General features: G+C 65.3%; 15 protein-coding genes. 8 read left to right on the plus strand and 7 right to left on the minus strand.

Annotated elements, in window-relative coordinates:
- Positions 1-115 precede the first annotated feature (115 nt).
- Positions 116-1,126: a PhoH family protein gene (locus tag AC1D1F_RS22755; protein ID WP_477678805.1), complete on the plus strand. Its 1,011-nt coding sequence runs from the start codon at positions 116-118 to the stop codon at positions 1,124-1,126.
- Positions 1,116-1,571 (plus strand): rRNA maturation RNase YbeY, encoded by a 456-nt coding sequence (ybeY, locus tag AC1D1F_RS22760; protein ID WP_477678804.1) that lies wholly within the window; start codon positions 1,116-1,118, stop codon positions 1,569-1,571. The genes AC1D1F_RS22755 and ybeY overlap by 11 nt, the downstream gene beginning before the upstream one ends.
- A 53-nt stretch (positions 1,572-1,624) precedes the next feature.
- Here ybeY and AC1D1F_RS22765 read toward each other — a convergent pair whose 3' ends face one another.
- From AC1D1F_RS22765 to AC1D1F_RS22785, 5 genes are all read right to left on the minus strand, one after another.
- Complete coding sequence (locus AC1D1F_RS22765; protein WP_477678803.1) at positions 1,625-2,302, minus strand: glycosyltransferase; 678 nt, start codon at positions 2,300-2,302, stop codon at positions 1,625-1,627.
- A 107-nt stretch (positions 2,303-2,409) separates the two neighbouring features.
- Positions 2,410-3,090 carry a hypothetical protein gene (locus AC1D1F_RS22770; protein WP_477696929.1) on the minus strand — a complete coding sequence of 227 codons (681 nt, stop codon included), beginning with the start codon at positions 3,088-3,090 and terminating at the stop codon, positions 2,410-2,412.
- A 90-nt stretch (positions 3,091-3,180) separates the two neighbouring features.
- Complete coding sequence (gene dtd, locus AC1D1F_RS22775) at positions 3,181-3,630, minus strand: D-aminoacyl-tRNA deacylase (RefSeq protein ID WP_477700848.1); 450 nt, start codon at positions 3,628-3,630, stop codon at positions 3,181-3,183.
- The gene (locus AC1D1F_RS22780; protein WP_477677796.1) at positions 3,630-4,382 is read right to left on the minus strand and encodes a substrate-binding domain-containing protein; all 753 of its coding nucleotides are present in this window, start codon (positions 4,380-4,382) and stop codon (positions 3,630-3,632) included. Before AC1D1F_RS22780 ends, dtd begins: the two co-directional genes overlap by 1 nt.
- 70 nt (positions 4,383-4,452) lie before the next feature.
- Positions 4,453-5,367, minus strand: coding sequence for a cation diffusion facilitator family transporter (locus tag AC1D1F_RS22785; RefSeq protein ID WP_477677797.1), 915 nt, complete (start codon positions 5,365-5,367; stop codon positions 4,453-4,455).
- Between the two features lie 148 nt (positions 5,368-5,515).
- Between AC1D1F_RS22785 and AC1D1F_RS22790 the strand changes: the two genes are divergently transcribed.
- The 3 genes from AC1D1F_RS22790 to AC1D1F_RS22800 are packed head-to-tail and all read left to right on the plus strand — an operon-like array spanning position 5,516 to position 7,124.
- Complete coding sequence (locus AC1D1F_RS22790; RefSeq protein WP_477654982.1) at positions 5,516-5,917, plus strand: cupin domain-containing protein; 402 nt, start codon at positions 5,516-5,518, stop codon at positions 5,915-5,917.
- A 59-nt stretch (positions 5,918-5,976) separates the two neighbouring features.
- Positions 5,977-6,522 (plus strand): FecR family protein, encoded by a 546-nt coding sequence (locus AC1D1F_RS22795; RefSeq protein ID WP_477677798.1) that lies wholly within the window; start codon positions 5,977-5,979, stop codon positions 6,520-6,522.
- Positions 6,519-7,124 carry an OmpA family protein gene (locus AC1D1F_RS22800; RefSeq protein WP_477677799.1) on the plus strand — a complete coding sequence of 202 codons (606 nt, stop codon included), beginning with the start codon at positions 6,519-6,521 and terminating at the stop codon, positions 7,122-7,124. The genes AC1D1F_RS22795 and AC1D1F_RS22800 overlap by 4 nt, the downstream gene beginning before the upstream one ends.
- A 31-nt stretch (positions 7,125-7,155) precedes the next feature.
- On the opposite strand, the gene tyrS is transcribed toward AC1D1F_RS22800, so the two are convergent.
- The gene (tyrS, locus tag AC1D1F_RS22805) at positions 7,156-8,388 is read right to left on the minus strand and encodes a tyrosine--tRNA ligase (RefSeq protein WP_477677800.1); all 1,233 of its coding nucleotides are present in this window, start codon (positions 8,386-8,388) and stop codon (positions 7,156-7,158) included.
- 224 nt (positions 8,389-8,612) lie between these two features.
- Here tyrS and AC1D1F_RS22810 point away from each other — a divergent pair, with 224 nt between their 5' ends.
- On the plus strand, positions 8,613-9,977 hold the full coding sequence (locus tag AC1D1F_RS22810; protein ID WP_477696931.1) for a M23 family metallopeptidase: 1,365 nt from the start codon (positions 8,613-8,615) through the stop codon (positions 9,975-9,977).
- A 127-nt stretch (positions 9,978-10,104) separates the two neighbouring features.
- A complete protein-coding gene (locus AC1D1F_RS22815) occupies positions 10,105-11,241 on the plus strand; it encodes an anhydro-N-acetylmuramic acid kinase (protein ID WP_477696932.1) in 1,137 nt (378 codons plus the stop codon).
- A gap of 3 nt (positions 11,242-11,244) precedes the next feature.
- On the opposite strand, the gene AC1D1F_RS22820 is transcribed toward AC1D1F_RS22815, so the two are convergent.
- Positions 11,245-13,368 (minus strand): lytic transglycosylase domain-containing protein, encoded by a 2,124-nt coding sequence (locus AC1D1F_RS22820; RefSeq protein ID WP_477696933.1) that lies wholly within the window; start codon positions 13,366-13,368, stop codon positions 11,245-11,247.
- Position 13,369: 1 nt separating this feature from the next.
- Here AC1D1F_RS22820 and AC1D1F_RS22825 point away from each other — a divergent pair, with 1 nt between their 5' ends.
- A complete protein-coding gene (locus tag AC1D1F_RS22825) occupies positions 13,370-14,008 on the plus strand; it encodes a 5-formyltetrahydrofolate cyclo-ligase (RefSeq protein ID WP_477654989.1) in 639 nt (212 codons plus the stop codon).
- Positions 14,009-14,206: the final 198 nt, after the last annotated feature.

The following is a 14,206-nucleotide window of genomic DNA, read 5'->3' on the forward strand; positions in this document are numbered from 1 at the left end:
GCCTCGGAAGGGGGCAAAACGGCGGGCCCCGCGGCCTTGATATTGGAGAGACAATCACCCATCTGCCTGTATCCAGCCGGCCACGCCTGGTGCAACCCTCCCGGAAAGCCCGCCCTTGATTCTTCGCCACACCTTCACGCCGCCCAACAACACCCGCATGGGCCACCTGTGCGGTCCCATGGACAGCCACATCCGCACCATAGAGGCGGCGCTGGACGTCACGATCGCGCACCGCTTCGAGCAGTTCAAGATCGACGGCACCAAGGTGAAGGCGACGCTGGCGCTGGAAGTGCTGCAGGCTCTGTACGAAATCGCCCAGCGGCCCATAGAACCCGAAACCGTGCAGCTGATGCTGGCCGGCGACACAGCCCTGAGCACCGCGCCCGACGGCGGCATCGCGCTGACGACTCGGCGCGCCGACCTGCGCGCCCGCACCACCAACCAGGGTACCTACCTGGAAAACATCGCCACGCACGACATCACCTTCGGCATCGGCCCGGCCGGCACCGGCAAGACCTACCTGGCCGTGGCCTGCGCGGTCGATGCGCTGGAGCGCAGCACCGTGCAGCGCATCGTGCTGACGCGCCCTGCGGTCGAAGCCGGCGAGCGCCTCGGATTTTTGCCGGGCGACCTGAGCCAGAAGGTGGACCCCTACCTGCGCCCGCTTTACGACGCGCTGCATGAGTTGATGGGCTTTGAACGCGTGCAGAAGGCTTTTGAGCGCCAGCAGATCGAGATCGCGCCGCTGGCCTTCATGCGCGGCCGCACGCTGAACCACGCGTTCGTCATTCTCGACGAGGCGCAAAACACCACGCCCGAGCAGATGAAGATGTTCCTGACGCGCATCGGCTTCGGCAGCAAAGCCGTGGTCACGGGCGACGTGAGCCAGGTGGACCTGCCGCGCACGCAGCTCAGCGGCCTGGTGGATGCCGAACGCGTGCTCAAGCGCGTCAAGGGCATCGCCATCACCCGCCTGACCAGCGCCGACGTGGTGCGGCATCCGCTGGTGGCGCGCATTGTCGATGCGTATGACAAATCCCCGGGCGTGGCCGTTGCCGCGGAGGACGGCGCCGCCGAACCCGCGCCGGCCCGCCGTGCCGGCGCAAGGAGCCGCAATGGCTCTTAAGCAATTGAGCCTGTCGCTGCAGTTCGGCGACCTGAAGAACGCTGCGCGCCATCGTGCGGCCCTGCCGCGCCACGGCGTGGCCCGCTGGATACGCCACGCGCTCGCGCAGGACGGCGAGATCACCGTGCGCATCGTGGATGCCGAGGAAGGCCAGGCGCTGAACCGCGACTACCGCCAGCGCGACTACGCTACCAATGTGCTGACCTTCGACTACACGCAGGAACCGGTGGTCACCGCAGACCTGGTGCTGTGCGCGCCGGTGGTGGCTAAAGAGGCGAAAGAGAACAAAAAGACGCTGCAGGCCCACTACGCGCATTTGCTGGTGCACGGTACGCTGCATGCGCAGGGCTGGGACCATGAAACCGGCGAGGAAGACGCCGAAGCCATGGAGGCGGAAGAGATCCGCATCCTGGCGGGGCTGGGATTTAAAAATCCCTATCGCTGAAGCTGCAGGACCTACCGGCCGGGCTACGGATCAGCGCGCGATCTCTCGCACTCTCAAGATTGCCATTTCTCCAGGTAGGCAGCATAGCCGGCACGCCAGGCGGCGCCATGGAAGTTTCCGTGACTTTCATGAACCACGGAAATGGGCCAAGTGCCCATGCTGAGTCCCAGGACCTCCGCCTGACGGCAAAAATCTAGGTCGTAAAAATGGAAGTCAAAGCGCTCGTCAAAGCGCAGATTTTTATCTATCAGCAACTGGCTGTTGCAAGCCATCAGCAGGCCGTCCATTAATTTGACGGGTTGGCCCGATGGGCCAAAGAAGTTCACGGAGGAGGGAGAAAAACCACGCCCGTGGCCCACCACGCCGCTCAGGTGTTCAGGGCTGTCGAAGGTGAATTTGTCATCCAGGAACACCCAACCCGCCTGGCGCGGGACGCGGCGCCGATTGCCGGCCAGGCCCACGATGTCGAATTTTCTGACTGCCTCCCGCAAATGGTCTGCCCAGAAAAAATCGCAGAGGTGCAGGTCGTCATGGCAAAAGACCAGCAATGCGGGCCGCGCCCGCGCCTCCTCGATAGCCTGGTTGTAAACCGACGGCAGTCCGGCCGTGTTCTCTTCAAACAGCCGCACTTCCATCCCCTCGGACGGGTACAGAGCCACAGACCGGCCCAGCGCTGTTCCGGTTAAAAAATCATCAAATTTTGCGCGTGTGGCGACGACGAAACGAATCATGGGTGATCTGCGGAATTGGTGGATGAGGAGGCTGAAAGAATACCTTACCGGCCGGGCGTCGGCCAACCAGTGGGTGGCGGTGGTTTAAAGATGAAGCTGCGCGGCCTTCAGGACTTCCACTTGTCCAGGTAGGCCGCATAACCGGCGCTCCAGGATGGGCCGCCGAAGCCGCCGCCGCTTTCATGCACCACGGAAATCGGCCAGGTGCCCATGCTGAGTCCCAGCCGTTCGGCCTCGCGGCAAAAATCAAGGTCGTAGAAGTGGAAGTCAAAGCGCTCGTCAAAGCGCAGGCCTTTTTCGATCATCAGCTGGCTGTGGCAGGCCAGCAGCAGGCCGTCCAGCAGCTTGACCGGCACGCCCGACGGACCAAAAACGCTCAGGTTGGAGGACGGAAACCCGCTGCCGTGGGCCACTACACCGCTCAGGTTTTCGCGCGCGTCCCAGGTGAATTTTTCGTCCACAAAGGCCCATCCCGGCTGGCGCGGTACGCGGCGCAAATTACCGGCCAGGCCGATGACGTCGTATTTCGCGAGCCCTTCGCGCAAATGGTCGCCCCAGAAAAAATCGCAGAGGTGCAAGTCGTCGTGGCAGAAGACCAGCAACGCAGGCTGCGTGCGTGCTTCCTCGATGGCCTGGTTATAAACGGAAGACAGGCCGGCAGTATTGTTTTCAAACACCCGCACCTGCACGCCGCCCAACGGGTAGTAAAGGGCCAGCGACCGGCCCAGTGCGGTACCGGTGAAGAAATTGTCAAAACTGGAGCGCGTGGCGACAACAAAACGGATCATGAGCGACCTAAAGAATTGGCGGTGTTGGGCCGGCTGCGGAAAATCGCCTGCCGCCTGTTCATCTGCCGGTTTATACCTCAGCCTATTTTTTTACGCTGGCGGGTCAATCCACAGCGGAATCGTTACCGGCCCGTCATTGACCAGGTGCACTTGCATGTCGGCGGCAAACTGCCCGGTTTCCACCTGCGGATGTTGCGCCCGCGCCTGTGCCACAAAATAGTCGTAGAGCCGGCGGCCGTCCTCGGGCGCGGCCGCGCCGGTGAAGCTCGGCCGGTTGCCGCCCGAGGCATCGGCGGCCAGTGTGAACTGGCTCACGACGAGCAGGCCGCCCTTGACGTCCTGCACGCTGAGGTTCATCTTGCCGGCTCCGTCGGAAAAGATACGCAATTTGAGGATCTTGGCGAGCAGCTTGTCGGCCTGCGCCTCGGCATCGCCGCGTTCGGCGCAGACCAGCACCAGCAGCCCGGGGCCGATCTGGCCGACGGTCTCGCCGGCAATCACCACGCGGGCCTCGGCCACGCGCTGAAGCAGCGCTTTCATCAGTCGGTCACGCCGGCGGCAACGAACAGCAGCTTGCCTACCGGCCCTGACAGAAAGCTCACGAACTGCTGGGACAGTTCCTGCTGTTTGCCCGAGGCCAGCGGCGCGGCGGTGTAAGAGGTGTAGTTCTGCACTTCGGCCGGCACCGGGCCGGCGAACTTCAAGCCCTTGCCCTGGTAGAGCAGGATTTCGGTGATGGCGCCGAAGCCGATCTCGTGGCCCTTGCCCTTGATGACATGCTCCATCACGGCGGCGCCGTCGGGATAGCGCGTGGTCTTGCCCTCGACCTGGGCATAGACCTCCATCTTTTTGAGCAGGCCTTCGAGGTACAGGCCGGTGGACGCGCGGTTAAAGACCAGTGAGTCCGCCGCCAACACGGAGCGCTTGAGCGCATCGGCATTGGCAATGTCGGGCATCGGCGCGCCGTCGCGCACGGCCACGCCCATGCCGACGCGGCCGACATTGGCGCGTGTCTCGGCCAGCTTGCTGGCCGCCGCGAATTCGCCGATCACAGCGGGCGGCGCGATCACCACGTCAAATGCCGGGTTGGACTCCATGCGCTTTTTCAGTTCGGGCGCGGTGTTGAAGTTGATCTTCACGCTGTGGCCGGTCTGTTTTTCAAACGCGGCCGCCGCGGCTTTCAGGCCGGGCTCGATGGCGCCGGCGCTGAGGATGGCGATCTCGGCGGCCTGGGCGGCGAGGGGCAGCAATGCACAGGCAATCGCCTGGGCAAGTCTCACTATGGGTTTCATGAAGAACTCCTGGGAAAAAAGGAACCGGGAAATTATCGGAAAGAGAAGAGAGAAGAGAGAAAAGAAGAATTCAGATCAGGTCGGCCTCATCGTCAAAATGCGCCTCCACATCGCTGGGCAACAACTGGATGGTGGCACGCAGGCCAGGCACGGCGCTCATCAATGCCTGCTCGACGCTGGCCCGCACGGCGGCGGCTCGCCCCAGTGACCAGTTGGCCGGCATGTGCATGTGCATGTCGACAAAGCGCCGCTGGCCGGCACGGCGCGTGCTGAGGTGGTCAAAACGGATGGTGGGATGGGCAAAGCCGTCCAGCGCCTTCTGGATCTCGGCCATCACCTCGGGTTCCACGGCCTCGTCCATCAGGCCCTGCGACGAGCGCCATACCAGCTGGCAGCCTTCCCACAGGATGTTGACGGCCACGCCTATCGCGACCACGGCGTCCAGCCACAGCCAGCCCGTCAGCATCACGGCGCCTATGCCCACGACCACGCCCGCCGAGGTCCATACGTCGGTCACCAGGTGCCTGGCGTCGGCCTCGAGTGCGATCGAGCGGTGCGCTTTGGCCGCGCGAAACATCACCCAGGCCAGCAGGCCGTTGAGGGCCGAGCTGCCCACCGCCAGCGCCAGGCCCCAGCCCATTTTCTCCAGCGGCTGCGGGTTCAGGATGCGATGGGTCGCGGCCCAGATGATGGCCGCGGCCGCGCCTATGATCAGCGCGCCTTCAAAGCCGGATGAAAAATACTCGGCCTTGTGGTGGCCGTAAGGGTGGTCGGTGTCGGCGGGCCGCTGCGCGATGGTCACCATGGCCAGGCCGAACAGCGCGCTGGCCAGGTTGACGAAGGACTCCATCGCGTCCGACAGCAGCCCCACCGAGCCGGTGATGTACCAGGCCGCGGTCTTCAGGGCAATGGTGAGCACCGCGACGGCCACGGAGGCAAGCAGCATGCGCTGCGGCGTCAGGGCCTGGAGGGCGGTCGAGCTCATGGCGCTATTGTGAACGACGGGCCGCGGCGGCGCGCGCGCCAAGGGTTGTTCCCAAGGCCGGCGCCGGACACGGCCGCTAGGATGGATGCGCGCCGCAGGCCCTGCGCGCGACCCAATCCAAGCTTGAACAACTCCTGAGGAATCACCCATGAAAATCCAGAAACGCAGTGTGGCCCTGGTGCTGGGCACCGTGCTGGCCGTCTCGGCCGGCGCCTTGTTCGCGCAGGCCTCGGGCCTTACGCGCACCCTGGTCGGTAAAGCCGATGTGTCGGTGCCCGGACGTGAGGCCGTGGTGGCCCGTGTCGACGTGGCCCCCGGCGCCAAGGCCGGCCGCCACACGCATCCCGGCGATGAGATCAGCTACGTGCTCGAAGGCGAGGCCACCTTGCTGATCGACGGCCAGCCGCCGCGCCAGGTCAAGGCCGGCGAGTCCTTTGTCATTCCGGCCGGCGTGGTGCACGACGCCCACAACAACGCGGCCGTGCCCATCAAGCTGGTGGGCGTCTACGTCGTGGAAAAAGGCAAGCCGCTTGCCTCGCCCGCACCCTGAGCCGCGGCCGCAGCGGGGACTCCCGTCGCCAATGCGACAATGGCTGCGGGAGTACAACAATGACCTTTCCGCATCTGATCGCAGCCACCGCGCTGGCGCTGGCTGTGGCCGGCGCGCATGCGCAGGCCCCGTCGGCAACAACGCCCACGCCACCCTCCGTCCCCGAAGCCCTCGGCACCGCCGCGGCCCCGGTTCCCACCCCTGTTGAAGTTCTCACCCGACAGGCAGGCTTCCTTAAAACGCTGAAGGGCAATGTGCAACTGCAGGAAGCCGCCGGCACCGCGGTACGTCCAGCACAGGCCGGCGATGCCTTGCTGCCCGGCGGGCGCATCACGACCGGCCCCGATTCCGCCGCCAGCCTGGTGCTACGCGACGGCACCACGCTGGTGGTCGGGCCGTCCTCGCACATGGAACTCAAGGCCTTCAGCTTTGACGCGACCACCCATGACGGCAGCTTGCTGGCCTCGCTGCTCAAGGGCTCGCTGCGCATGATCACCGGCCTGCTCGGCAAGTCGCACCCGGAAGCGGTGCGCATCGAAACGCAGTTCGCCTTCGTCGGCGTGCGCGGAACCGACTTCATTGTGCAAGCGGACGCGCAGCCGTGAGCGGCCGTTTGCTTTCCCTTTCGCTGGCCCTGCTGCTGGCGGCCTGTTCCACGCCCGGCACGCGCGTGATGCTGTTGCCGCAAGAGGGCGGCGCGCCGTCCGCCGTGGTGGTGCGCGCCAAGGCCGGCCCCGGCGCCGAAACCACCTTGAGCCAACCCTACCACCGCGCCACCGCGGCATCGGGGGCCGGCGGTGCGCCCCGGCTGGACCAGGCCGACCCGGCCAAAGTGCAGGCCGAGCATCGCTCCTTGTTCGAGATGGCGCCGCCCCGGTCGCAGCGCTACACGCTGTATTTCGACGCGGGCGGCACGGTGCTCACGACCGAGTCGCAGAAGGTCCTTGAAGAAGTGCTGGCCGCGGCGCTGGCCCGCAGCGGCGGCGACATGGTGATCACCGGCCATACCGACACCGTGGGCTCGGGCGCCAGCAACGACGCCCTGTCGGCTGAGCGCGCGCGGCAGGTGCGGCAGATGCTGGCTGAACGTCAGTTCCCGGCTGAGCGCATCGAAGCGGCCGGCCGGGGTGAGCGCGATCTCGCGGTGCCGACGGCCGACGAAGTCGACGAGCCGCGCAACCGGCGCGTCACCATCGAGGTCCGTTAATTAATCAGCCAGGCGACGGGGCGGCGCAGGCTCAGCCCAGCGTCACACGCGCGAACTTGCGCTTGCCGACCTGCAACACATAGGTGCCGGCCGCCAGCTTGAGCGCCTTGTCGCTCACCACGCTGGAATCCACCCGCACGCCGCCGCCGTCGATCAGGCGCGTGGCTTCGCTGCCCGAAGGCGCCAGGCCCGCGGCCTTGAGCAGCGCGCCTATGCCCATGGGCGCACCCGTCAGCGACACCTCGGGTATCTCATCGGGCACGCCGCCCTTGCTGCGGTTGATGAAGTCCTGCTCGGCGGCGTCCGCCGCGGCGGCCGAGTGAAAGCGCGCGGTGATCTCCTTGGCCAGCGCCACCTTGGCGTCCTTGGGATTGCGCCCGCCTGCCACCTCGGCTTTCAGGGCCGCGATGTCGGCTTCGCTCTTGAAGGACAGCAGCGTGTACCACTTCCACATCAGCACGTCGGAGATCGACAGCACCTTGGCGAACATGGTGTTGGCGTCCTCGCTGATGCCGATGTAGTTGTTCTTGCTCTTGGACATCTTGTCGATGCCGTCCAGGCCTTCAAGCAGCGGCATGGTCAGGATGCACTGCGGCTCCTGCCCATACTCTTGCTGCAGGTGGCGGCCCATCAAGAGGTTGAACTTCTGGTCGGTGCCGCCGAGCTCGAGGTCGCTCTTGAGAGCCACCGAGTCGTAGCCCTGCATCAGCGGGTACAAGAACTCGTGCACGCTGATGGGCGTGCCGGCCTTGAAGCGGTCGTTGAAGTCGTTGCGCTCCATCATGCGGGCCACGGTGTAGCGCGAGGCCAGCTGGATCATGCCGGTGGCGCCCAGCGGCTCACTCCATTCGCTGTTGTAGCGCAGCTCGGTCCTGGAGGGGTCGAGGATCTTGTCGGCCTGCGCGCGGTAGGTTTCGGCGTTGACTTTGATTTGTTCGGGCGTGAGCGGCGGGCGCGTGCTGTTGCGGCCCGAGGGGTCACCGATCAGGCTGGTGAAGTCGCCTATAAGAAAAATGACTGTATGGCCCAGATCCTGGAGCTGACGCATTTTGTTCAGCACCACGGTGTGGCCGACATGAATGTCAGGCGCGGTCGGGTCCAGGCCCAGCTTGATGCGCAGCGGGACGCCGGTGGCCTCGGATTTGGCCAGTTTTTGTATCCAATCGTTTTCCGGAATGAGTTCTTCACAGCCGCGCAGGGTGGTCTGGAGGGCCATCTTTACACGGTCGGTGACGGGGAATTTTGTAACAAGCGCTTGATTCATAAGGGTTTTTCACATGTCGGGGGATTGTCCGACAGATATACTGGCGGCTCTCCTGCATCCAGCGGGCCATTTTAGTTGGCCTGCAAATTGCTGATCAGGAACCACATCGTCTGGATGGCTCAGGCCCCACCCCTCAACCAGGGCTGGCCATCAAAGCTCTCCATGTTTTATACAGCAGTCCGGCGCTCCGCAGCGCTCGATGCATTTTTGTTGGGAATTTTGTCTTGAAACTGCCAACCCCTTCCCAGATACTGCTTCCCGTCGCCCACAGCCTTCGCCGCCACCCCAAACGGCTTGCCGCCAGCCTCGCTGTGCTGCTGCTGGGCACAGGCGTCACCGCCTTCGGTGTGGCGCCCATGGCGCCCGACGCCGCCGACCTGCCGGTACGCCAGGTGCTTGAAGCGGTGGAATCCCTGCCGACCCAGGCCCAGACCGATTCGCTGATCGATTTCCGCTTCAAGCTGTTCCGAACCGAAAGCACGCGCAGCAGCGACACCGCCGATTCCCTGCTCAAGCGCCTGAACATCGACGACAGCGCCGCCGCCGCCTTTTTGCGCAGCGACGCCAATGCACGCACCCTGCTCATGGGCCGCGCCGGCAAGAACGTGACCGCCGAAGCCAGCGACAGCCAGCAACTGCTCAAACTCAGCATGCGCTGGCCCACCGACGATGAAACCATGTTCAAGCGCCTGGTCGTCGAGCGCGGCGCCGCCGGCTTCACGTCGCGCATTGAAACCGCGCCTTACGTCGCCACCGCGCGCCTCTCAAGCGGCAGCATCCAGACCTCGCTGTTCGCCGCCACCGACGATGCCCGCATCCCCGACGGCGTGGCCGTGCAAATCGCCGAAATCTTCTCCAGCGACATCGATTTCCGCCGCGCGCTGCGCAAGGGCGACCGCTTCAACGTGGTCTATGAATCCCTGGAAGCCGACGGCGAGCCGCTGCGCACCGGCCGCGTGCTGTCGGCCGAATTCGTCAATGCCGGCAAGGCCTACCAGGCCATGTGGTTCCAGCCCCCGGGCCTGGACGCCGCCGGCGCCGCCAACAAGGGCGGCTACTACACCCTCGACGGCCAGAGCCTGCGCCGCGCCTACCTGAGCTCGCCGGTCGAGTTCTCGCGCATCAGCAGCGGCTTTTCGATGCGCTTTCACCCCATCCTGCAAAAGTGGCGCGCCCACCTGGGCACCGACTTCGCGTCACCCACCGGCACACCCGCGCGCACCGTGGGCGACGGCGTGGTCGAGTTCTCCGGCGTGCAGAACGGCTACGGCAATGTGGTTTTCGTCCGGCACCGCAACGGCCACGAGACCGTCTATGCCCACCTGAGCAAACTCATGGTGCAAAAAGGCCAAAACGTGAGCCAGGGCCAGACCATTGGTCTCGTCGGCAGCACCGGCTGGGCCACCGGCCCGCACCTGCATTTCGAATTCCGTGTCAACGGCGTGCACCAGGACCCGATGATGATCGCCAAGCAAAGCGAGACCATTCCCGTCGCCGCGGCGTCCATGCCGCTGTTCAGGGAGCGTGCGGCTGGCGTGAAGACGCAGTTGCTGGCTGCTGCCACCATCACCCAGACTCGCGCTGAATAAATCGCCCCCACGGTCGCTCACTTCGTGTAGCTTCCTTCCCCCCGAGGGGGCCGCTGCGCCTGCGGCCCGGCAAAGCCGGTTCCGCGGCCCCTACTGGTAGGGGAACGCACTGCGGCAGAATAGCCTTATGCTTGATTACTACATTGGCCTGATGTCAGGCACCTCTCTCGACGGTGCCGACGGGGTGCTCGTGGTGTTTGAGGGCGACAAGCCGCGCGTCCTTGCCGCCGCGACCGAAGCTTTCAGCGATGCCTTCCACGCCGAACTGCTGGCGCTCAACACACCTACCCACAACGAACTGCATCGTGCCTCCCTGGCCGGCAACCAGGTCGCAGCGGTCTATGCCAAGGTCGTCGCCGCGCTGCTGGCCCAGGCCGCGAAGCAACACATCTCGCCCCTGGACATCAAGGCCATAGGCGCACACGGCCAGACCGTGCGGCACCAGCCGCAAAGAACATCAAACGAGCCCGCCGGCGCGGGCTATACGCTGCAGCTCAACAACCCGGCCCTGCTGGCCGAGCTCACCGGCATTACCGTAGGCGCGGATTTCCGTAGCCGCGACGTGGCGGCGGGCGGCCAGGGCGCGCCGCTGGTGCCGGCTTTCCACCAGGGCGTCTTCGGCCGTGAGGATAGCGCGGTGTGCGTGCTCAACCTGGGCGGTATTTCCAATCTTAGCGTGCTGCCGAAGGCGGCGAGCTCGCCGGTACTGGGCTTTGACTGCGGGCCGGGCAATGCGCTGATGGACGCCTGGTGCCGGCAGCATACCGGCCAGCCCTATGACGCCGGCGGCGCCTGGGCGGCCAGCGGCACGCTGCTGCCCGCGCTGCTGGACAGCCTGCTGGCCGAACCATATTTTTCGCAACCGATTCCCAAAAGCACGGGCCGCGACCTGTTCAGCCTGGAGTGGCTGACGGGCAAGCTCCAGCCGTTTGCGGCCGAGCGGCCCGAGGACATCCAGAACACCTTGACCGAGTTCACCGCCAGGGCCTGCATCCTGGGCGTCGATGCTTATGGCAAAGGCAGCGAGTCGCTGATCGTCTGCGGCGGCGGCGCTTTCAACAGCCACTTGCTGGCGCGCCTGCAGGCCGGTTTGCCCTCGCTGCGTGTCAGCACCTCCGACCAGCACGGCCTGCCGCCGCTGCAGGTGGAGGCGGCGGCGTTTGCGTGGCTGGCGCGGCAGCTGGTGCTGGGCCGGCCCGGCAACCTGCCCAGCGTGACGGGCGCGCGCGGCCTCCGGGTTCTCGGCGCGGTCTATCCTGCCTGAGGTTTAAGGCAAGTCCTTGTAAGGCTCGGGCTGCGCCGCATCGCGCGGCCCCACAGTGCTCAACCTGGCTTTCAGCGATTGCGGCCGCCCCGTCAGGAGGGCCGCGTAGCTGGTGGTGTTGGACAGCACTTTTTTCACGTAGTCGCGTGTTTCACTGAAGGGGATGCTCTCGGCCCAGATGGCCCCGTCCAGCACCGGCCCGTTGCGCCAGGTGCGCGGCCGGCCTGGCCCGGCGTTGTAGGCGGCCGCGGCCATGGGCATGGAGCCGTTGAAGTCGTCCAGCGCGAACTTGAGGTAGGCCGTGCCGATCGCGATGTTGGTGTCGCGGTCGTTGAGCTGCTCTTGTGTGAAGCCTTCCAGGCCGATTTTTTTGGCGGTCCAGCGCGCCGTGGCGGGCATGACCTGCATCAGGCCCGAGGCGCCCACGCCGGAGCGCGCGTCCATGATGAAGCGGCTTTCCTGGCGGATCAGGCCATAGACGTAAGCCGGGTCCAGGCTGATGGACTGGGCGCGCTTGGTCACCGTTTCACGGAAGGGCATCGGGAAGCGCTGCTCGAAATCGATCTCGCCCTTGGTGCGCTCGCTGGTGTTGATGCAGCGGTCCCAGATCTGGCGGTCGCAGGCGAACTGGGCGGCGGCCAGCAGATCGCGGTCGCCCATGCCGCCGCGCTGGTGCAGGTTGGTGCTGTAGTTCCACTCGCGCGAGCCTTCGGGGCGCAGGCCGATGGCGATGGCGTAGGCGGCGCGGTTCAGGCCCGGATTGAGCCGCGCGGTTTCTTTTTCTTCAGGCGTCAGCTGCGCGGGCTTGGCCGGCACGGTGATCTTCTGGCCAATTTCCTCGAGCGCCAGCTGCTCATAAAAGCCACGCACCGATGCGAAGGACTGCAACATGGCCAGGGCCTCGGCGCGCTGCGGCGAAATCGTGATGCCGGTGGGGATGGTCTGCGCCACGCCGGGCGTGGTGGCCACGACGACGGGCTTGGGCGCCGCATCCGGCGGTGCGGTGGCCAGCAGCGCGCGCGCCTTCCAATAGCTCCAGGTCGGGTCCTTGCGCGCGTCCTCGCTCATGGCGTTGACGGCCGCCAGCACCAGCGTCCAGTTGGGCTGTGTGCCCGCGCGCAATGCCGCCCGGACTTTCCAGCCCAGCATGTCGTCGCTGAGGTCGGTGTCCTTGGTGACGTTGGCAAAGTACTGCAGCGCGTCGCCGGCCGGGGTGGCGCCCAGGCGCGTGGCTGCCTGCCGGCCTATCACGCCCCAGACCCAGTTCCGCTCTTCGGTGTTCAGCTGCATGCCCCATTTGTTTTCCAGCTGGAAGGCCGCACCCTCGATGTCGCTGATCGCCATCTTGATCAGCGCCAGCGTGATGATTTCGCGCCGCGACTTGCTCAGGGCGAGGTGCTTGCCGGCCAGGAACTTGATGGGGCTGGCGTTGAGGTCGTTGACCATGCCCGTGGCATCCGGGGCGACGATCTGCACGGCGGCTGCCGCCGAGCGCGGGCGGTTGGCTTCGGTGGCCAGCCGGGCCTTGACCCAGGCGTCCTGCGGCTTGAGGTTTTTGGTGCCTACCAGCCGCTCGGCGGCCGAATTGCAGCCGTCGTCGGCCTCGCGCTGCGCATACCAGTTTTTCTTCACCTCATCGGCCAGGCGCGCATCCGCCACCGGATTTTTCAGGTGTTCAACCAGCAGCGCGTAGCAACGCACCTCCTTGTCGTCGTTCATTCTGTAGTTGGGGTATTCAGCGGCAAAACCTGCCCAGTCGCGGCGCTGGCCCAGCAGCAGCAGCCAGTCGTTGCGCAGGCGGTCTTCCTGGTAGGTGCCGGCGTAGCGGCTGAAGAAGTCCTGCACCTCCTGCGGGCCGGCCTCGCCCAGGCGCAACTTGAGCTCCCAGTAGGCAGCCCAGGGCTCCAGCGCATGGCCGCGGGCCTGCGGCAGCAACTGTGCCAGCCGGCCCCTGTCGCCGCGCTTGAAGGCCTTGTTCATCTCGATGATCACGTTGTCGCCCGCGCTGGCGGGCGCCTGCGCCGCGGCCGGGGCCAGCAGCGCGAGAGAGGCCAGTGCGCCCAAAACAGGCGCCAGTGCCGCCGCCCGCAGGGGGTTGATAAGAAATTTGTATAGCATCTGGGACATTATGGACAAATTAAGTACTCGCAAGGCGCTGGTCGAAGCGCGACTGAACATGCCAGACCGCCTGGAGCGCGCCGACCTGCTGCAGCGTGTGATGCGCATCTGGCTGGTCGGTTCCACCCATGAGGTGATTGGTGCCTATTGGCCCATCAAAGGGGAGTTTGACCCGCTTCCCGCGCTGTACCGATGGCAGGAAGACGCGATCCTGAGTCAGGATTCTTCGTCAAACCCGGCACTGGCCGAGGTGGAGACCGCCCAGCTCGCCACCGAAAGTATCGCGGCCCGCTCGCCCCGCAAAATCGGCCTGCCGGTGGTCAACAAGCTGCACAAAACCCTGACCTTCCATGCCTGGTACCCCGGCTGCCCGATGGAAGAAGATGCTTACGGCATCCCCAAACCCAAGGACACCGAGGTGATTGTCCCGACCCTGCTGTTTGTGCCCTGCGTGGGGTATGGGCCGGGGGGTTACCGGCTGGGTTATGGCGGGGGGTTTTATGACCGGACGCTGGCGACGCTGCAGCCGAGGCCGTTTACTGTGGGGTTGGGGTATACGAACGGCTGGTTGCCGGATATGGAACCCGAGCCCCATGACATTCCTTTGGATGCGATTCTTAATGACAAAGGGGTGGTTTGGCCGGTTTGATTGGCCGGGGTCTTGCGCCGGCTTGCGCGCCTCGCCCTCCTCTAAGATCTGCTGGCCGGGGGTTGCCCGGCAGCAAGTAACTTTCTTTTGCTTCGCCAAAAGAAAGTCACCAAAGAAAAGGCGACCCGCAGTCTGGGTCCCTACGCTTCGCTACGGGCAACCTGCGGTGCTCGAGCCAAGCGGGGTCCGGCTAAACTC

The organism is Polaromonas sp. P1_H6 (genome assembly GCF_056405195.1).

Bases quoted from the DNA above. Each gene is read 5' to 3' on its own strand.
- AC1D1F_RS22780 (WP_477677796.1), bottom strand. From the start codon at position 4,382: ATGAAACCCATAGTGAGACTTGCCCAGGCGATTGCCTGTGCATTGCTG.
- AC1D1F_RS22770 (WP_477696929.1), bottom strand. From the start codon at position 3,090: ATGATCCGTTTTGTTGTCGCCACGCGCTCCAGTTTTGACAATTTCTTC.
- AC1D1F_RS22795 (WP_477677798.1), top strand. From the start codon at position 5,977: ATGACCTTTCCGCATCTGATCGCAGCCACCGCGCTGGCGCTGGCTGTG.
- AC1D1F_RS22785 (WP_477677797.1), bottom strand. From the start codon at position 5,367: ATGAGCTCGACCGCCCTCCAGGCCCTGACGCCGCAGCGCATGCTGCTT.
- AC1D1F_RS22820 (WP_477696933.1), bottom strand. From the start codon at position 13,368: ATGTCCCAGATGCTATACAAATTTCTTATCAACCCCCTGCGGGCGGCG.
- AC1D1F_RS22790 (WP_477654982.1), top strand. From the start codon at position 5,516: ATGAAAATCCAGAAACGCAGTGTGGCCCTGGTGCTGGGCACCGTGCTG.
- AC1D1F_RS22825 (WP_477654989.1), top strand. From the start codon at position 13,370: ATGGACAAATTAAGTACTCGCAAGGCGCTGGTCGAAGCGCGACTGAAC.
- dtd (WP_477700848.1), bottom strand. From the start codon at position 3,630: ATGAAAGCGCTGCTTCAGCGCGTGGCCGAGGCCCGCGTGGTGATTGCC.
- ybeY (WP_477678804.1), top strand. From the start codon at position 1,116: ATGGCTCTTAAGCAATTGAGCCTGTCGCTGCAGTTCGGCGACCTGAAG.
- AC1D1F_RS22765 (WP_477678803.1), bottom strand. From the start codon at position 2,302: ATGATTCGTTTCGTCGTCGCCACACGCGCAAAATTTGATGATTTTTTA.
- tyrS (WP_477677800.1), bottom strand. From the start codon at position 8,388: ATGAATCAAGCGCTTGTTACAAAATTCCCCGTCACCGACCGTGTAAAG.
- AC1D1F_RS22815 (WP_477696932.1), top strand. From the start codon at position 10,105: ATGCTTGATTACTACATTGGCCTGATGTCAGGCACCTCTCTCGACGGT.